This is a genomic window from Enterobacter sp. HSTU-ASh6 (genome assembly GCF_026319105.1).
In the GTDB taxonomy this organism is placed as follows: Bacteria; Pseudomonadota; Gammaproteobacteria; order Enterobacterales; family Enterobacteriaceae; genus Enterobacter; species Enterobacter sichuanensis.
The window spans coordinates 13281-30893 of record NZ_WSPD01000005.1; the positions used below are offsets into that span (position 1 = coordinate 13281).

Here is a 17613-nt window from a genome sequence, read left to right on the forward strand (position 1 = left end):
GTGGGTGAAATATACACGAAAAACCGAGCTTTAAAAGCGGGATAAACGAAGGTTTACACAGCGTTGACGGAGAAGAGAAAGTAATAAAAAAGGCGCATCCCCATGCCAGGTAGCGCCTTTTTAAACAAGCATTTGCTAACCGAAATTAGTTCATGCCGTATTTTTTCAGTTTCTTACGCAGAGTACCACGGTTGATACCCATCATCAGCGCAGCGCGGGTTTGGTTACCGCGGGTGTATTGCATCACCATGTCCAACAGTGGCTGTTCAACTTCAGCCAGTACCAGCTCATACAGGTCATTAACATCCTGACCATTCAGTTGAGCAAAATAGTTCTTCAGTGCCTGTTTAACCGAGTCACGCAGGGGCTTTTGAGTTACCTGGTCCTGAGAGTTAACGGTAGAAACGGTCAGTACGTCAGAATTTACGCGTTGTTCGAACATAGTTCTGTCAGCTCTTTATTTCATTACGCAAGATTTTCGAAGTATGCCTCCAACGCCTCCAGCTGTACGCTGGCATCCTCTATGGCGTTGAATGTGCGCCGAAACTGGTCATCTGGAGCATGCTCCTGGAGATACCAGGAGACGTGTTTACGCGCAATTCGGTACCCTTTTGCCTGACCATAAAAGTCATGCAATTCCCGAACATGCGAACAAAGCAAGCGCTTAACCTCTGCCAGTGGCAGGGGGGCAAGCAGCTCCCCAGTGTCCAGATAATGCTGGATTTCCCGGAAGATCCAGGGTCTTCCCTGAGCGGCACGTCCTATCATCAGAGCATCAGCTCCCGTATAGTCGAGCACAGCTCTGGCTTTAAGCGGGTCAGTTATGTCGCCATTCGCGATAATCGGAATGGAAACTTTCTGCTTAACTGCCCGAATGCTGTCGTATTCAGCTTCACCGTTGAACAAACAGGCGCGAGTGCGTCCATGAATGGTCAGGGCCTGAATGCCACAGTCTTCGGCCAGTTGGGCAATTTCTACACAGTTACGGTGTTCCGGCGACCAACCCGTGCGAATCTTCAACGTAACAGGAACGTCCACTGCGCTGACAACCGCCGTCAGGATAGATTTCACCTGATCGGGGTATTGCAGAAGGGCTGAACCTGCAAGCTTGCGATTCACCTTTTTGGCCGGGCACCCCATATTGATATCAATAATCTGGGCACCACTTTCCACGTTAATCCGCGCGGCATCTGCCATCTCTTCAGGCACGCTTCCGGCAATTTGCACGGTGCGGATACCTGGTTCATCAATGTGCACCATCCGAAGGCGGGATTTATCGCTTTCCCAGACCTGCGGGTTAGACGACATCATCTCGGATACGGTTAAACCGGCTCCCATCTCATAACACAGCGTCCTGAACGGCCGGTCTGTTATACCTGCCATTGGGGCTGCGATCAGGCGATTTCTAAGCTGGTGGTGTCCGATGCGCATGAGTTAAGAAATGACCATACTGTGACTGCAAGGCGGCGTATATTACGCATTTTTTGCACGAGATGAAAGGCCAAACTTTGAACAATCCACTGTTATAGATCATGGAATCGCCGCTCTGTCTTTCCGTTCAAAATTATTCACTATTTAAATCATTATGTTAGGCGTGGATGGTTATTTTATGGACGCTTACAATTTACCGTAACTTCTCGTCATTTCTGAATAAAAGCGTCACTGAAGCGGGATATTCTGCTGTTTTTAACAGCAGTTTATCCCGCTTCTTTGCGATCTGCGTCGCATTTCAGAAGATGATCGTATTGCGAGAAATGCCTGTTATTCGACCACTACACGTCCATGCAGAGACTGTACCGGACGGTTATTATCATGATGCATGGTATGGGTAAACTTATCGAGCTGTTCTGCGGAGACTGTCATCGGGTGCTTAAGCACAATCCAGGTGACACCTTCTGAACACGGAGGGGTGGTCAGTGAACCACTAAAGCGGAAGTACGTTTTATCTTCCGGCAGCAGCGTATTCAGGTTGAGATCTCCTTTGATGGAGACGTTCTGCTCGGCCAACTGAGGCATCACGCTCCACAGCTTTTCAAGCTCCGGGTTTGCGGCGCCTTTATCGAACATCACCGCAACCACCGTCAGCTCCCCTGCGGCATTTTTATGAACCAGGTGCATTTCCATTGCATATTTCTTGCCGTGAACGGTGTTTTCGCTCGGAGAGTGGAAATGGAACTGTTGTAACGTCCAGGTTTGCTTATCCAGCGTGATCGTATCGCGGGTGTCAGCCGGTTCACTTGCCTGAATGGTGTGGCCATTGTTCGTTAGCGTCACGGGGCCATCAATGTAGTGTGTTTGGAGCGGGGAGAGATGGGCGTCCAGGGTTGAATCAATATTAATCGGCGACTGGTTCATTCCTTTCTGACAGGTCTTGTATGCCTCGTCCAGTTCGCCCCAGTGTTCCGGTGATTCCTTCCCTTCGTAGCCCCAGTGTGATGCGAATGCTGAAGCCGTAACCATGCTCAGCGCCAGCAGCGCTGCCTTGCCTGTAATGTGTTTCATCATATTCTTCCGGTGAATTTTTGTAATACAAATCAACATGATTTGTATGGTTACTTTACCGGATAAAGAGTAGGGAAATGAAGCCGATCGGCAGGGAAAGCGGCGTGGTCAGATGACCACGCCAAAGGCTTATTTTTTACGGCCGGTGATACGGCACCACTCTTCTTTTTCCACCACCGGGTCGAGAGTGAAGAGATCGGCATAGGCTTCGCATACGCTGTCAGCCTGGCTTGCCAGAATGCCGGAGAGCCCCAGCAGACCGCCCTCAACGGGCAGCACGCTGATTAACGGTGCCAGCTCGCGCAGTGGACCCGCCAGAATGTTTGCGACTACCACATCGGCTTTCATGGCGTCTGGTTGCGCGTCCGGGAGATACAGCTCCAGACGATCGGAGACGCCGTTGCGCTCAGCATTATCGCGGCTGGCCTGAATTGCCTGTGGATCGATATCGATCCCGATGGCTTTTGCCGCGCCCAGTTTCAGTGCGGCAATGGCGAGGATCCCGGATCCGCACCCGAAGTCGATCACTGTCTTGCCGTCAAGATCCAGGCCATCCAGCCACTGCAGGCACAGGGACGTGGTTGGATGGGTGCCTGTACCAAACGCCAGGCCCGGATCGAGCATCACGTTAACGGCGTTTTCATCAGGGACTTCACGCCAGCTTGGACAGATCCACAGACGTTTGCCGAACTGCATCGGGTGGAAGTTATCCATCCACTCGCGTTCCCAGTCTTTGTCTTCCAGCTGTTCGATTTTGTGAGCAAAACCCGCGCCCAGCAGCGGATGGTTTTCAAGAATGGCGACCACTTCTTTCATGTCAGTTTCGGCATCAAACAGGCCAATAACGTCGGTGTCGCCCCACAGGCGGGTTTCGCCCGGCAGTGGCTCAAAGACTGGCGTGTCATGCGTGTCCTGGAAGGTGATAGAGACCGAGCCGGCCTCCATCAGCGCATCGCTCAGTTCCTCGGCGTTAGCGCCGGTTGTGTTCAGTTTTAGTTGGATCCACGGCATGGCAAAACTCTTTATTTATCAGTAGAAATCACAGGTTGTGGGACGGGCTGACCAAAACGGTTCCCCACCACAAACGCCAGTAAACTTAGCAGTAACGAAGGCACAATCGGATGGAAGCCCAGGTACTGAATTTTAAACGTTGCGAGAACGGCATACAGCACACCGCCGACAATCATGCCGCTCAAAGCGCCCGCAGCATTCGCCCGTTCCCAGTAGAGCCCTAGCACCAGCGGCCAGAGGAAAACGGCTTCGAGGCCGCCAAACGCCAGCAGATTCAGCCAGATGATCATCTCCGGCGGACGCCATGCGGCAAGCAGCAACAGCGCGCCTAATACCAGCGTAATTACGGCAGACATGCGCTTTAAGCGTCGTTCGTTTTCCATCTGCTCAGGACGCAAATTCAGATAGAGATCTTTGATAATCGTAGCGGAACTTTGCAGCAGCTGAGCGTTGATGGTCGACATAATGGCAGCCATCGGCGCGGCAAGGAAAATCCCGGCAGCAAACGGTGGCAGCACTTTCACCATCAGGGTTGGGATCACCAGATCGGGCACGGTGAGGTCCGGAATCACGGCCCGGCCCAGAGCCCCTGCCAGATGCATTCCCAGCATCAGTATCGCCACCACAATGGTCCCGATAATAATCCCGCGGTGGACCGCTTTACTGTCCTTATATGAGATACAGCGTACGGCGGTATGCGGCAGACCAATAACCCCGAAGCAGACCAGCACCCAGAACGAGGTCATAAAGGTTGGCGAAAGGATGTCATCTGCGCCCTCCGGAGCGACCAGTTTCGGGTCAATCGCTTCAAGGGTTTCAACCGCGTGGCTCAGCCCTCCAGCTGCATGGACAACCCCCACCAGCAGCACGATGGTTCCGATGAGCATCACCAGGCCCTGCATGGTGTCATTCAGCACGCTGGCGCGGAATCCACCAAACGCCGTATAGAGCGCGATACTGATGCCGAAGATAAGCAGGCCCGTTTCGTACGGGATCCCTGCTGCGGTCTCCAGCAGACGGGCTCCGCCGATAAACTGCACCGTCATTGCGCCAATAAAGGCGACCAGCAGGCTGAGACTTGCCAGCCAAACCAGTAACCGGCTGCGGTAACGGGCAAACAGCATGTCGTTCAGCGTCACGGCGTTATAGCGACGCGCCAGGATGGCAAACTTCTTGCCGAGTATCCCCAGAGAGAGCCAGACGGCCGGAAGCTGGATCATCGCCAGCAGCACCCAGCCTAATCCATATTTATAGGCGGCACCGGGACCGCCTATAAACGAACTGGCACTGATATAGGTGGCTGTCAGCGTCATCGCTAAAACAATGCCCCCCATCGAACGGCTGCCGAGGAAGTATTCGTTCAGAAAGGTGCCGGTGCTCCTTTTACGCATGGCATACACGGACAAGCCAAATACGACCAGTAAGTAAGCGATGAGTGGCAGAATGACTTCAAGCTGCATCGTCGTCCTCCAGGGGAATATCGCGATAAATGAACTTCACCATTGCCCAGCAAAGGAGGATGAAGATCAGCGGTACGAGCAGGCAGGCCATTTCAAACCAGTGCGGCAGGCCGGTAATACCGATACTGGAGTCAGGTAAGTAAGCAGTTACTAACCATGCAGCAAGATAGAGAAGGGTCAGCCACAGCGCCCAGCGCGCTTCTTTATGGGCCTGAACAAAACGTTTGTCCATTGTTTGTCCCTTGTGGATGAAGAAAGCGGGGATTGTACATGATGAGGCTTTCCAGGCCCCAGAAATAAAAAAGGCCGGAAATCCGGCCTTTTTGCAACGCTGCTTTATTACTTCTCGTTCAGACCGAGTTTTTTCTCCAGATAGTGGATGTTGGTACCACCATTCTGGAAGTGCTCATCGCTCATGATACGCATCTGCAGATCAACGTTGGTTTTGATACCGTCGATGATCAGTTCCTGCAGGGCGTTCTTCATGCGGGCAATCGCCACGTCACGGTTTTCACCGTAGCAGATAAGCTTGCCGATCATCGAGTCATAGTACGGCGGTACAGTGTAACCGGCGTAGATATGAGACTCCCAACGCACACCAAAGCCACCCGGCGCGTGGAAACGCGTGATTTTACCCGGGCTTGGCAGGAAGGTGTTCGGGTCTTCGGCGTTGATACGGCACTCGACCGCATGGCCTTTCACCACAACTTCTTCCTGCTTAATGGACAGCGGTTGGCCGGCAGCAATACGCAGTTGCTCTTTGATCAGGTCAACGCCGGTGATCATTTCGGTAACCGGGTGTTCAACCTGAATACGGGTGTTCATCTCAATGAAGTAGAACTCGCCGTTTTCGAACAGGAACTCGAAGGTACCCGCACCGCGATAGCCGATATCGACACACGCTTTGGCGCAACGCTCGCCGATGTAGCGACGCAGTTCCGGGGTGATGCCCGGTGCCGGTGCTTCTTCGACCACTTTCTGGTGACGACGCTGCATGGAGCAGTCACGTTCTGCCAGATAGATAGCGTTACCCTGACCGTCAGCCAGCACCTGAATTTCGATGTGGCGTGGGTTTTCCAGGTATTTTTCCATGTATACCATGTCATTGCTGAACGCGGCTTTCGCTTCAGCTTTGGTCATGGAGATGGACTGCGCCAGTTCAGCATCGCTGCGCACAACGCGCATACCGCGACCGCCGCCGCCGCCGGACGCTTTGATAATAACCGGGTAGCCAATGCGTTTCGCATGAGCACGGTTAGCATCCATGTCGTCGGTCAGAGGGCCGTCAGAGCCTGGTACAGTTGGAACACCGGCTTTCTTCATCGCAGTGATCGCGGACACTTTGTCGCCCATCAGGCGGATGGTGTCAGCTTTCGGACCGATGAAGATAAAGCCAGAGCGTTCAACCTGCTCAGCAAAGTTGGCGTTCTCAGAGAGGAAGCCGTAACCCGGATGAATTGCCACCGCGCCGGTGATTTCAGCGGCGCTGATGATAGCCGGGATGTTCAGATAGCTTTTTACGGACGGAGCCGGGCCAATACAGACCGTCTCATCCGCCAGCAATACGTGTTTTAAATCGCGATCCGCGCTTGAGTGCACAGCGACGGTCTTGATGCCCAGCTCTTTACAGGCACGAAGAATACGCAGTGCGATCTCGCCGCGGTTGGCGATAACAATTTTATCCAGCATGTTCGCCTCGTTACTCGATGACGACCAGCGGCTCGTCAAATTCAACCGGCTGACCACTTTCGACCAGAATCGCTTTCACAGTACCTGATTTGTCTGCTTCGATCTGGTTCATCATTTTCATCGCTTCAACGATGCACAGGGTATCGCCTACGTTGACTTTCTGACCCACTTCGATGAACGCCTTCGCGTCCGGGCTCGGGGTGCGGTAGAAAGTACCAACCATTGGGGAACGTACGATGTGACCACTGATTTCTGCTGCAGCGGCAGGTGCGGCTTCAGTTGCTGCTGGTGCAACGGCTGCGGAGAGCGCAGGCTGCTGCACTGGCGCAGCATAAGCCTGCTGCATTACCGGGAAGCTAGCGGCCGGGGCTGCACGGCTGATGCGTACAGACTCTTCGCCTTCAGAAATTTCCAGTTCGGAGATGCCTGATTCTTCAACCAGCTCGATCAGTTTTTTAATCTTACGAATATCCATGAGTGGGTTCCGTACTCTTGTTTAGTGTGATTGTGACAAGCGTTTTACCGCTGTCTGTAAAGCGTATGAATAACCGTCAGCGCCCAGTCCACAGATAACGCCAGCGGCGATATCCGACAGATACGAATGGTGGCGGAACGGCTCTCGGGCGTGCACGTTACTGAGATGGATCTCGATAAACGGGATACTCACCGCCAGCAGTGCGTCGCGGATAGCAACACTGGTGTGCGTAAACGCGGCCGGATTGATCAGGATATAGTCCACATTGTCTTTAGCCTGATGAATACGGTCGATGAGTGCGTACTCCGCATTTGACTGAAAATGGTCCAAATCCACATTCAGTGACGCTGCTTCCGTACCCAGACGGTTAACAATTTCACTCAATGTCAGCGTTCCGTACTTCTCTGGCTCGCGGGTGCCGAGCATGTTGAGGTTCGGTCCGTTCAAAACTAAGATCTGGAATTTATCAGCCATTGTGCCGCTATCTCCTGCGAATCTCGGGTAAAAAACAAAATATACCTTCAACGCGCGATTGTCACCTAATCAGAGTCCGAAAACTCCGTCAGGGAAACCAAAGTCGCACATTATAACGATTTCGTAGCATTTGGCAGCTAAATACTGGTCTTATCAGGGAAGATTATCAACCGCTATCCGAAAAAGATTTGCGGTTGACGGGGAATCTGCGGGAAAACGCACAGTTTCGCGAACTATCGCAACCACTGGCGGAACTTCTTGTAACGCCATGCTAAAAGCACTGCGGCCGCCAGTGCGTACAGAACGGGCTGAGGCGAGAGGATCTTCACTGACCACAGGTAGTGAATGGGGGCGAGGATCGCGACAAGATAGACGAAGTTGTGCAGCAACTGCCAGCGCCTGCCCAGTTTACGCTGCGCATATTGCGTGGAGGTCAGCGCTAACGCCAGTAAAATCACCCAGCTCACAATACCCAGCGTCAGATAAGGACGTGTCACCAGTTCGCGGCCCAGCAGCGCCAGATTGTTAATCCCCAGTTCCAGCAGCGCATAGCTGGTAAGGTGCAGCGTCGCCCAGGCAAAACACCATAGCCCCAAAAGCCGACGGGTGCGAATCAATAATGGTTGTTTAGCGTAGCGTGCCAGCGGCGTCACGAGCAAGGTGGCCAGCAAAAATTTCAGCGCCATCCTACCCGTAAAATGCTGGATATCCTTGGCCGGGTCGGCGCTAAAGAGGCCCTGGCTGGCGGCCCAGAACAGCCAGATAAAAGGAAGTAACCCGGCCAGGTGCAGCAGCACTTTCAGCCAGGTAATCTGCTTTGCTGTTAAACGCACTTAGAAATTCTCCCGTAAGTTCAGTCCACGATAGAGAGACGCCACCTCATCGGCATAGCCGTTAAACAGCAGCGTCGGCTGCCGCTTCACGTCCAGCGCACCGCCGGAACCGATAAAACGCTCGGTTGCCTGCGACCAGCGCGGGTGATCCACATGCGGATTCACATTCGCGAAGAATCCGTATTCGTCCGGCGCGGCCAGGTTCCAGGTGGTTGGCGGACGTTCGCGGGTCAGCTTAATGCTGACGATCGATTTAATCCCTTTGAAGCCATATTTCCACGGCACGGTTAAGCGGACAGGGGCGCCGTTCTGCGGGGGAAGCGCTTTGCCATAAACGCCGACAGTCAGCAGGGTCAGAGGATGCATCGCTTCGTCAAGACGTAATCCTTCTACATAGGGATAGTCCAGTCCACCACCGATAAACCGGTCTTTCTGCCCTGGCATCTCATCCGGCGCGTAACGCGTCTGGAAAGCGACATATTTTGCGTTGCTGGTGGGCTCAACCATTGCCAGTAATTTATGCAGCGGGAAGCCGACCCAGGGCACCACCATCGACCAGGCTTCCACACAGCGCATACGATAGATGCGCTCCTCTAACGGGAAACGGGTGGTGAGGTCGTGATGATCCAGGGTCAGGGGTTTGGCCACTTCGCCATCGATCTTCAACGTCCAGGGATCGGTTTTGAGGCTTCCAGCGTTGGCGGCTGGATCGGCTTTGTCGAGGCCAAATTCGTAGAAGTTATTGTAGCCAGTGACTTTATCTTCCGGCGTGAGCGTCAGTTTGTTTTGCCACTCGGCAGGTTTCGTAAAGGTGAGCGGGGCGCCGGAAGGGGCCTTAGGCCGATCGTTGCCTTTAAACCAGTCGAGCAGGTCGGCGTGTGCCGCCGGGGAAAGGGTGAGCGCGGTGGCGCTGATGCCAAGCATTTTCAGGATCTGGCGGCGCTGTAACATAAAGACAGACTCGGACGTTACGTCGGCTTCCGTCAGTTTTCGATTTTTCATGGCATCCTCCGTCATGCGTTTTTCTAAGCATGACGGAGGAGAGAGATTCGCGCGAATATGTCACGAAAATTTGAAGATTAGGCGATTTTCACCAGCGCGCGACCGTGGAACTGATTTGCCATAATCTTGCTGGCATACTCCGGCGCCTGGCCGAGCGTGATTTCCGTTGCGCTCTGGGTATAGAAGGATTCTGGCAGATCGCGCACCAGCCGTTCCCAGGCTTCCTGACGACGGGCGGATGGCGTCATAACGGAATCGACACCCTGCAGGCGTACGTTACGCAAAATAAAAGGCATCACGGTGGTTGGCAGGGCAAAGCCTCCCGCCAGCCCGCAGGCGGCAACGCAGCCGCCGTAGTTCATTTGTGCCAGCACTTTTGCCAGCACCTTATCACCAACGGTATCCACCGCCCCTGCCCAGACCTGTTTTTCTAGTGGACGAGTTTCGGCAAACTCGTCGCGACCAAGAATACGGCTGGCACCGAGCTGGCGCAGATAGTCGCGCGTGCTTTCGCGACCCGAAACCGCTGCGACCTGATAGCCCAGCGTGTGCAGCAGCGTGACGGCCGTACTGCCCACGCCGCCGCTGGCGCCGGTGACGACAATTTCACCCGACTCAGGGCGGATGCCGGCATCTTCCAGCGCCATCACGCACAGCATGGCGGTAAAGCCTGCGGTGCCGATGATCATCGCTTTACGGCCATCCATACCTTTCGGCATCGGCACCAGCCAGTCGCCCTTCACCCGCGCCTGCGTGGCCAGCCCGCCCCAGTGATTTTCACCGACGCCCCACCCGGTGAGCAGCACCTGCTGGCCGGTATGGAAGCGCGGATCTTCGCTGGTGCGAACCCGGCCCGCGAAATCAATCCCGGGTACCATCGGGAAATTTCGGATGATTTTACCTTTGCCGGTAATGGCCAGCGCATCCTTGTAATTCAGACTGGACCAGTCGATGTCGACAGTGACGTCGCCTTCAGGCAGTCGGCTCTCTTCAATGGCTTGCACCGAAGCAACGGTTTTGCCGTCCTGCTGTTCTAAGATCAAAGCCTGCATACAGGATCCTCACTATTCTGATGATTGGAAAATTTGTCCTGAAGACTATACTCGCTCAATGAAACGCGATGCCGATTTAACGCAATAAATTGCCAGATACACCCGATTTGGTAGTATGCCGCATTTGAAATGCAAGTTAGCGCTTACTCGCTACCCCATCAACCCACGGAGTAATCTCAAGGATGCGATTAACGACGAAGTTCTCAGCTTTTATCACCTTGCTGACGGGACTTACCATTTTTGTCACCCTTCTGGGTTGCTCTTTAAGCTTTTATAACGCCATTCAGGACAAACTGGTCAACCGGGTACAGTCTGTCGCATCGGTGATTGATACGCGTCTGGTGACGACGTCGTTACCGGCCCTCTCCCGTGAACTTGATGAGTTAATGGTCCCTGTCGATATTGTGCAGATCGATATTCAACAGGGAAAGCATCGCGTATTAAGCCATGAACGGCAGGGAGGTTATCGGCCTGCGGGCGTGGTGAGCCAGTACCGGGAAGTGACGGTACATTCCCTTAAAAATCCTGGGATGACTATACACATGGTCTATCTCGATCCGATGGCCAGCTATTTCCGCTCCATGATGACCACTGCGCCGCTCACCGTCTCCGTGGTGTTTATTGTCATGCTGATCTTTCTCGCGGTCCGCTGGCTGCGGCGCCAGCTCTCTGGTCAGGAGCTACTGGAGCTCCGCTCGGTACGGATCCTCAACGGTGAACGCGGACCGCAGGTGAGGGGCTCGGTCCATGAATGGCCTGCACGCGCCAGCAGCGCGCTGGATACGCTGCTCTCCGAAATTCAGTTTGCCAGCGATCAGCGTAGCCGTATGGACACGCTGATCCGCTCTTATGCCGCCCAGGATAATAAAACCGGCCTTAACAACCGTCTTTTCTTTGATAATCAGCTCGCCACGCTGCTCGACGATTCAGAAAAGGTAGGGACACACGGGGTGGTAATGATGATTCGCCTGCCCGATTTCGATCTCCTGCGCGACACCTGGGGACAGCGGGCCGCGGAAGAGAATCTCTTCACGCTGATTAACCTGCTCTCCACCTTTATTATGCGCTACCCGGGCGCGTTACTGGCCCGCTATCACCGCAGCGACTTTGCCGTATTGCTGCCTCATCGCACGCTGAAGGAGTCGGAAAGCATTGCCAGCCAGCTGCTGAAGGCGGTGGATGCGCTACCGCAGAGCAAAATGCTCGACAGGGACGATATGGTGCATATGGGGATCTGCGCCTGGCGCGGTGGGCAATCGGCTGAACAGGTGATGGAACATGCCGAAGCCGCCACCCGCAACGCCGTGCTGCAGGGAGCGAACGGATGGGCAGTGTATGATGACTCGCTACCGGAAAAAGGGCGCGGCAACGTGCGCTGGCGAACGCTGATCGAGCAAATGCTTAGCCGCGGCGGACCACGTATTTATCAAAAACCCGCGGTCATGAAAAATGGCAATGTGCATCATCGCGAGTTGATGTGTCGTATTTTTGACGGGACGGAAGAGGTTATCTCAGCGGAATATCTGCCGATGGTGCTGCAATTTGGCCTCTCTGAAGAGTATGACCGCCAGCAAATTACCCGGCTGATTCCGTTTTTATCGTTCTGGCCTGAAGAAAACCTGGCGTTACAGGTCACCGTGGAGTCGTTAATACGCCCGCGTTTTCAGCGCTGGCTGCGTGATACCTTAATGCAATGCGAAAAATCGCAACGCAAACACATTATTTTTGAACTTGCAGAGGCGGATGTTGGTCAACACATCAGCCGGTTACGCCCGGTGGTACGTTTGATCAATGCGCTCGGCGCGCGTATTGCGGTGACGCAGGCCGGTTTAACGCTGGTGAGTACCAACTGGATAAAGGAGCTGGATGTGGAGTTATTAAAGCTACATCCAGGCCTGGTAAGGAATATTGAGAAGCGAACGGAAAACCAGCTGCTGGTACAGAGTCTGGTTGAAGCCTGCAAGGGAACGCGGACACAAGTCTTTGCCACGGGCGTGCGCTCCAGAGGTGAATGGCAGATGTTAACAGAGCGCGGTGTCATGGGTGGTCAGGGGGATTTTTTTGCTGCCTCTCAACCGCTTGACACCAACGTGAAAAAATATTTGCAAAGATACTCTGTTTGACCTGCCGTTTACGCTGTTTTCACGTAGAATATCGCGCCTGTAGCTTTGAGTATGTCGAGCAAATAGCCAGTGAACGACCTTTAACGGGTTACAAATGTCAGTGGGGAACGCTACTGTTTACTCAGCCCTGAGGGAGTCAGGGGATGAATTTGTAACATCAGGAAACGTACTGCACAAATTTTCACCGTTGCAGATGATTTTTGCGCCTTGTCGCTGCTGCGTGTGGTTGGTAAAGTAAGCGGATTTTGTTTTCCGCCCCAGCTTTCAGGATTATCCCTTAGTATGTTGAAAAAATTTCGTGGCATGTTTTCCAATGACCTGTCCATTGACCTGGGTACCGCGAATACCCTTATTTATGTAAAAGGACAAGGCATCGTATTGAATGAGCCTTCTGTTGTGGCCATTCGTCAGGATCGTGCAGGCTCGCCGAAAAGCGTCGCTGCAGTGGGTCATGACGCGAAGCAGATGCTGGGTCGTACCCCTGGCAACATCGCCGCCATTCGCCCAATGAAAGACGGCGTTATCGCTGACTTCTTCGTGACTGAAAAAATGCTTCAGCACTTCATCAAGCAGGTTCACAGCAACAGCTTCATGCGTCCAAGCCCGCGTGTTCTGGTGTGTGTGCCGGTTGGCGCAACCCAGGTAGAACGTCGCGCAATCCGTGAATCTGCCCAGGGTGCAGGTGCACGTGAAGTGTTCCTGATTGAAGAGCCAATGGCGGCGGCAATCGGTGCAGGTCTGCCTGTTTCTGAAGCCACCGGTTCGATGGTGGTGGATATCGGTGGCGGTACCACTGAAGTGGCCGTTATCTCTCTGAACGGTGTTGTCTACTCCTCTTCCGTACGTATCGGTGGTGACCGCTTCGATGAAGCCATCATTAATTACGTGCGCCGTAACTACGGCTCTCTGATCGGTGAAGCGACCGCAGAGCGTATCAAACACGAAATCGGCTCTGCGTATCCGGGCGATGAAGTGCGTGAGATCGAAGTGCGTGGCCGTAACCTGGCTGAAGGTGTTCCACGCGGTTTTACCCTGAACTCCAACGAAATTCTGGAAGCACTGCAGGAACCACTGACGGGCATCGTGAGCGCAGTAATGGTTGCGCTGGAACAGTGCCCACCAGAACTGGCGTCCGATATCTCCGAGCGCGGTATGGTTCTGACCGGTGGTGGTGCGCTGCTGCGTAACCTCGACCGCCTGTTAATGGAAGAGACAGGTATTCCTGTCGTAGTTGCAGAAGATCCACTGACTTGCGTCGCCCGTGGTGGTGGCAAGGCGCTGGAAATGATCGACATGCACGGCGGCGATTTGTTCAGCGAAGAGTAGTCGAGTTTGAGAGGGTAGCAATTTGCTACCCTTTCTCTCTGACGCGAGAATACGCATAGCCTATGAAGCCAATTTTTAGCCGTGGCCCATCGCTACAGTTTCGCCTTATTCTGGCGGTTCTGGTTGCGCTTGGGGTCATTATTGCCGATAGCCGCCTCGGTACGTTCAGCCAGATCAGAACGTACATGGATACCGCCGTCAGTCCTTTCTACTTTGTATCAAATGGTCCCCGTGAACTCCTCGACTCCGTTTCACAAACGCTGTCTTCGCGTGACCAACTCGAACTCGAAAACCGGGCATTACGCCAGGAACTGCTGCTGAAAAACAGCGAACTGCTGATGCTGGGGCAATACAAGCAGGAAAACGCGCGTCTGCGTGAGCTCCTCGGCTCGCCGCTGCGTCAGGATGAGCAGAAAATGGTCACGCAGGTGATCTCCACCGTGAACGACCCTTACAGCGATCAGGTTGTGATCGACAAAGGGAGCGTAAACGGCGTGTATGAAGGCCAGCCTGTTATTAGCGATAAAGGCGTGGTGGGCCAGGTGGTCGCCGTGGCCAAGCTGACCAGTCGCGTGCTGCTGATTTGTGATGCTACCCATGCGCTGCCGATCCAGGTTCTGCGTAACGACATTCGCGTGATCGCGGCCGGTAACGGCTGTACGGATGACCTGCAGCTGGAACACCTGCCTGCCAACACGGATATCCGTGTTGGTGACGTACTGGTGACCTCCGGTCTGGGTGGACGCTTCCCTGAGGGCTATCCGGTTGCGGTGGTCTCGTCAGTTAAGCTGGATACGCAACGGGCCTATACCGTGATCCAGGCGCGTCCAACCGCAGGCTTACAGCGTCTGCGCTATCTGCTGCTGCTGTGGGGTGCCGATCGGAATGGCGCTAACCCGATGACGCCTGAAGAGGTGCATCGTGTGGCGAATGAACGCCTGATGCAGATGATGCCGCAGGTTCTCCCGCCAGCGGATTCCATGGGGCCGCCTGCGCCCGTGCCAGCGCCGGCTACAGGCTTAACGCAGCCGCTGCCGGATGCGCCGCCACCGCCTAAACTCTCTTCGGGAGGGCAGTAGTGGCAAGCTATCGTAGCCAGGGACGCTGGGTCATCTGGCTCTCGTTTCTCATTGCACTGTTACTGCAGGTGATGCCCTGGCCGGATGAGATTCTCGTTTTCCGGCCAAACTGGGTATTGCTCATTCTGCTTTACTGGATCCTTGCCCTGCCGCATCGCGTAAATGTCGGCACAGGTTTTGTGATGGGTGCCATACTGGATCTCATTAGCGGCTCTACGCTTGGCGTGCGCGCCTTGTCCATGAGTATTATTGCGTACCTCGTCGCACTCAAATTCCAGCTCTTTCGTAACCTTGCGCTCTGGCAACAGGCTCTGGTCGTGATGTTATTGTCGCTCGCTGCGGATATCGTTGTTTTCTGGGCAGAGTTTTTAGTGATCAACGTCTCTTTCCGACCGGAAGTGTTCTGGAGTAGTGTAGTAAACGGTGTGCTCTGGCCATGGCTGTTCCTGCTGATGCGTAAGGTTCGCCAGCAGTTTGCTGTGCAATAAAAGGTTTCTATGACGTCTTTGTATCTCGCTTCCGGCTCCCCGCGCCGCCAGGAACTTCTGGCGCAGTTAGGGGTATCTTTTGAACGCATCGTGACCGGCATTGAAGAAAAACGTGCCGAGGGCGAAAGTGCTCAACAGTACGTGTCGCGCCTGGCGCGCGAGAAAGCGCAGGCTGGCGTCGCCAGTGTACCGCGCGATCTTCCCGTGCTGGGAGCAGATACCATCGTTATCCTTAACGGTGAAGTGCTTGAGAAACCTTGCGATGCCGATCATGCGGCGCGCATGCTGCGCAAAATGTCCGGACAAACGCATCAGGTGATGACGGCGGTCGCGCTGGCTGACCGTCAGCACGTGCTGGATTGCCTGGTGGTGACGGATGTGACATTCAGAGTACTTACCGACGACGAGATCGCCGCTTATATTGCCAGCGGTGAACCGATGGATAAGGCAGGTGCATACGGTATTCAGGGGCTGGGTGGCTGTTTTGTCAGGAAGATTAATGGCAGCTATCACGCCGTAGTCGGCTTACCGCTGGTGGAAACGTATGAGTTGCTGAGCAATTTTAACTCACTGCGTGAGGGAAGGGATAATTATGACGGCTGAATTGTTGGTAAACGTAACGCCATCGGAAACCCGTGTGGCCTACATTGATGGTGGCATTCTTCAGGAAATTCATATTGAGCGTGAAGCGCGGCGCGGAATAGTAGGCAATATCTACAAAGGTCGTGTCAGTCGTGTACTACCGGGTATGCAGGCGGCTTTTGTAGATATTGGACTGGATAAGGCGGCATTTTTACATGCCTCCGATATTATGCCGCACACCGAGTGCGTCGCCGGCGAAGAGCAAAAACAGTTTGCCGTGCGCGATATTTCTGAGCTGGTGCGTCAGGGACAGGATCTGATGGTGCAGGTGGTGAAAGATCCCCTCGGCACTAAAGGCGCCCGTCTGACCACCGACATCACCTTACCTTCCCGTTATCTGGTCTTTATGCCTGGCGCGTCGCACGTGGGCGTTTCGCAGCGTATTGAGAGCGAAAGCGAGCGTGAGCGCCTTAAAAAAGTGGTCAGCGCGTACTGCGATGAACAGGGCGGATTTATCATCCGTACCGCCGCGGAAGGGATCAGCGAAGAAGACCTGGCGTCCGACGCGGCGTACCTGAAGCGCGTCTGGACCAAAGTGATGGAGCGTAAAAAACGCAATCAGACCCGCTGCCAGCTCTATGGTGAGCTGGCCCTTGCTCAGCGTGTTCTCCGTGACTTTGCCGATGCACAGCTTGACCGCATTCGCGTAGACTCTCGCCTGACTTACGAAGCCCTGCTGGAATTTACCGCCGAGTACATTCCGGAGATGCCAGGCCTGCTGGAGCATTACACGGGGCGTCAGCCGATCTTCGATCTGTATGATGTCGAAAACGAGATCCAGCGTGCGCTGGAGCGTAAGGTCGAGCTGAAATCTGGCGGGTACCTGATCATCGATCAGACCGAGGCGATGACCACCGTCGATATCAATACCGGCGCGTTTGTCGGCCATCGCAACCTGGATGACACCATCTTTAACACCAACATCGAAGCCACGCAGGCCATTGCGCGTCAGCTTCGTCTGCGTAATCTGGGCGGTATTATCATCATCGACTTTATCGATATGAGTAATGAAGACCATCGCCGCCGCGTGCTGCACTCGCTTGAGCAGGCGCTGAGTAAGGATCGCGTGAAGACCAGCATCAACGGGTTCTCACAGCTGGGGCTGGTGGAAATGACGCGTAAGCGTACCCGTGAAAGCGTGGAGCATGTGCTGTGTAATGAATGCCCAACCTGCCATGGACGCGGAACGGTAAAGACGGTTGAGACCGTCTGCTACGAAATTATGCGTGAAATCGTCCGCGTTCATCATGCCTACGACTCCGATCGTTTTCTGGTCTATGCTTCCCCTGCGGTGGCTGAAGCGCTGAAAGGCGAAGAGTCACACGCGCTGGCGGAGGTGGAAATTTTTGTCGGCAAACAGGTAAAAGTACAAATTGAACCGCTCTATAACCAGGAGCAGTTCGACGTCGTGATGATGTAAGACGCAGTTCGCTGTGTGACCAAAGCTGACAAGGAGA

18 protein-coding genes are annotated in these 17613 nt (G+C 54.2%); 6 read left to right on the forward strand and 12 right to left on the reverse strand.

Features of this window, described 5'->3' with window-relative positions; translation table 11 throughout:
• Nucleotides 1–145 precede the first annotated feature (145 nt).
• The 12 genes from fis to GM298_RS07350 all read right to left on the reverse strand — a co-directional run bounded on the left by fis (nucleotide 146) and on the right by GM298_RS07350 (nucleotide 10498).
• On the reverse strand, nucleotides 146–442 hold the full coding sequence (gene fis, locus GM298_RS07295) for a DNA-binding transcriptional regulator Fis (RefSeq protein WP_000462905.1): 297 nt from the start codon (nucleotides 440–442) through the stop codon (nucleotides 146–148).
• Between the two features lie 23 nt (nucleotides 443–465).
• The gene (gene dusB, locus GM298_RS07300) at nucleotides 466–1431 is read right to left on the reverse strand and encodes a tRNA dihydrouridine synthase DusB (protein WP_025756648.1); all 966 of its coding nucleotides are present in this window, start codon (nucleotides 1429–1431) and stop codon (nucleotides 466–468) included.
• A gap of 330 nt (nucleotides 1432–1761) precedes the next feature.
• Nucleotides 1762–2502, reverse strand: a complete 741-nt coding sequence (locus tag GM298_RS07305) for a carbonic anhydrase (protein WP_025756649.1) — start codon at nucleotides 2500–2502, stop codon at nucleotides 1762–1764.
• 129 nt (nucleotides 2503–2631) lie between these two features.
• Entirely contained in the window at nucleotides 2632–3513 is an 882-nt protein-coding gene (prmA, locus tag GM298_RS07310) for a 50S ribosomal protein L11 methyltransferase (RefSeq protein ID WP_025756650.1), read from the reverse strand.
• A gap of 11 nt (nucleotides 3514–3524) precedes the next feature.
• On the reverse strand, nucleotides 3525–4973 hold the full coding sequence (panF, locus tag GM298_RS07315; protein ID WP_094919376.1) for a sodium/pantothenate symporter: 1449 nt from the start codon (nucleotides 4971–4973) through the stop codon (nucleotides 3525–3527).
• Nucleotides 4963–5205: a YhdT family protein gene (locus tag GM298_RS07320; RefSeq protein ID WP_025756652.1), complete on the reverse strand. Its 243-nt coding sequence runs from the start codon at nucleotides 5203–5205 to the stop codon at nucleotides 4963–4965. The genes panF and GM298_RS07320 overlap by 11 nt, the downstream gene beginning before the upstream one ends.
• 107 nt (nucleotides 5206–5312) lie before the next feature.
• Nucleotides 5313–6662, reverse strand: a complete 1350-nt coding sequence (accC, locus tag GM298_RS07325; RefSeq protein ID WP_003860388.1) for an acetyl-CoA carboxylase biotin carboxylase subunit — start codon at nucleotides 6660–6662, stop codon at nucleotides 5313–5315.
• A 10-nt stretch (nucleotides 6663–6672) separates the two neighbouring features.
• The gene (accB, locus tag GM298_RS07330) at nucleotides 6673–7137 is read right to left on the reverse strand and encodes an acetyl-CoA carboxylase biotin carboxyl carrier protein (RefSeq protein WP_013098992.1); all 465 of its coding nucleotides are present in this window, start codon (nucleotides 7135–7137) and stop codon (nucleotides 6673–6675) included.
• Nucleotides 7138–7158: 21 nt separating this feature from the next.
• The gene (aroQ, locus tag GM298_RS07335; RefSeq protein WP_025756653.1) at nucleotides 7159–7611 is read right to left on the reverse strand and encodes a type II 3-dehydroquinate dehydratase; all 453 of its coding nucleotides are present in this window, start codon (nucleotides 7609–7611) and stop codon (nucleotides 7159–7161) included.
• A 233-nt stretch (nucleotides 7612–7844) separates the two neighbouring features.
• Nucleotides 7845–8444: a protein-methionine-sulfoxide reductase heme-binding subunit MsrQ gene (gene msrQ / locus GM298_RS07340; RefSeq protein WP_025756654.1), complete on the reverse strand. Its 600-nt coding sequence runs from the start codon at nucleotides 8442–8444 to the stop codon at nucleotides 7845–7847.
• Entirely contained in the window at nucleotides 8445–9446 is a 1002-nt protein-coding gene (gene msrP, locus GM298_RS07345; protein ID WP_025756655.1) for a protein-methionine-sulfoxide reductase catalytic subunit MsrP, read from the reverse strand.
• Nucleotides 9447–9523: 77 nt separating this feature from the next.
• Nucleotides 9524–10498 (reverse strand): MDR family oxidoreductase, encoded by a 975-nt coding sequence (locus GM298_RS07350; protein ID WP_266153857.1) that lies wholly within the window; start codon nucleotides 10496–10498, stop codon nucleotides 9524–9526.
• Nucleotides 10499–10680: 182 nt separating this feature from the next.
• On the opposite strand from GM298_RS07350, the gene csrD reads away from it, so the two are divergent.
• From csrD to rng, 6 genes are all read left to right on the forward strand, one after another.
• Nucleotides 10681–12621 carry an RNase E specificity factor CsrD gene (csrD, locus tag GM298_RS07355; RefSeq protein WP_025756657.1) on the forward strand — a complete coding sequence of 647 codons (1941 nt, stop codon included), beginning with the start codon at nucleotides 10681–10683 and terminating at the stop codon, nucleotides 12619–12621.
• A gap of 282 nt (nucleotides 12622–12903) precedes the next feature.
• A complete protein-coding gene (gene mreB / locus GM298_RS07360) occupies nucleotides 12904–13947 on the forward strand; it encodes a rod shape-determining protein MreB (RefSeq protein ID WP_000913396.1) in 1044 nt (347 codons plus the stop codon).
• A gap of 62 nt (nucleotides 13948–14009) precedes the next feature.
• Nucleotides 14010–15026, forward strand: coding sequence for a rod shape-determining protein MreC (gene mreC, locus GM298_RS07365; protein ID WP_023309400.1), 1017 nt, complete (start codon nucleotides 14010–14012; stop codon nucleotides 15024–15026).
• A complete protein-coding gene (gene mreD / locus GM298_RS07370) occupies nucleotides 15026–15514 on the forward strand; it encodes a rod shape-determining protein MreD (protein WP_025756658.1) in 489 nt (162 codons plus the stop codon). The genes mreC and mreD overlap by 1 nt, the downstream gene beginning before the upstream one ends.
• A gap of 9 nt (nucleotides 15515–15523) precedes the next feature.
• Nucleotides 15524–16117, forward strand: a complete 594-nt coding sequence (locus tag GM298_RS07375; RefSeq protein ID WP_025756659.1) for a Maf family protein — start codon at nucleotides 15524–15526, stop codon at nucleotides 16115–16117.
• A complete protein-coding gene (gene rng, locus GM298_RS07380; RefSeq protein WP_025756660.1) occupies nucleotides 16107–17576 on the forward strand; it encodes a ribonuclease G in 1470 nt (489 codons plus the stop codon). Before GM298_RS07375 ends, rng begins: the two co-directional genes overlap by 11 nt.
• Nucleotides 17577–17613 lie beyond the last annotated feature (37 nt).

Coding starts and splice junctions, on each gene's coding strand:
- accC (WP_003860388.1), bottom strand. CDS start 6,662: ATGCTGGATAAAATTGTTATCGCCAACCGCGGCGAGATCGCACTGCGT.
- mreB (WP_000913396.1), top strand. CDS start 12,904: ATGTTGAAAAAATTTCGTGGCATGTTTTCCAATGACCTGTCCATTGAC.
- prmA (WP_025756650.1), bottom strand. CDS start 3,513: ATGCCGTGGATCCAACTAAAACTGAACACAACCGGCGCTAACGCCGAG.
- fis (WP_000462905.1), bottom strand. CDS start 442: ATGTTCGAACAACGCGTAAATTCTGACGTACTGACCGTTTCTACCGTT.
- accB (WP_013098992.1), bottom strand. CDS start 7,137: ATGGATATTCGTAAGATTAAAAAACTGATCGAGCTGGTTGAAGAATCA.
- GM298_RS07320 (WP_025756652.1), bottom strand. CDS start 5,205: ATGGACAAACGTTTTGTTCAGGCCCATAAAGAAGCGCGCTGGGCGCTG.
- msrP (WP_025756655.1), bottom strand. CDS start 9,446: ATGAAAAATCGAAAACTGACGGAAGCCGACGTAACGTCCGAGTCTGTC.
- rng (WP_025756660.1), top strand. CDS start 16,107: ATGACGGCTGAATTGTTGGTAAACGTAACGCCATCGGAAACCCGTGTG.
- GM298_RS07350 (WP_266153857.1), bottom strand. CDS start 10,498: ATGCAGGCTTTGATCTTAGAACAGCAGGACGGCAAAACCGTTGCTTCG.
- GM298_RS07305 (WP_025756649.1), bottom strand. CDS start 2,502: ATGAAACACATTACAGGCAAGGCAGCGCTGCTGGCGCTGAGCATGGTT.
- mreC (WP_023309400.1), top strand. CDS start 14,010: ATGAAGCCAATTTTTAGCCGTGGCCCATCGCTACAGTTTCGCCTTATT.
- dusB (WP_025756648.1), bottom strand. CDS start 1,431: ATGCGCATCGGACACCACCAGCTTAGAAATCGCCTGATCGCAGCCCCA.
- GM298_RS07375 (WP_025756659.1), top strand. CDS start 15,524: ATGACGTCTTTGTATCTCGCTTCCGGCTCCCCGCGCCGCCAGGAACTT.
- aroQ (WP_025756653.1), bottom strand. CDS start 7,611: ATGGCTGATAAATTCCAGATCTTAGTTTTGAACGGACCGAACCTCAAC.
- csrD (WP_025756657.1), top strand. CDS start 10,681: ATGCGATTAACGACGAAGTTCTCAGCTTTTATCACCTTGCTGACGGGA.
- panF (WP_094919376.1), bottom strand. CDS start 4,973: ATGCAGCTTGAAGTCATTCTGCCACTCATCGCTTACTTACTGGTCGTA.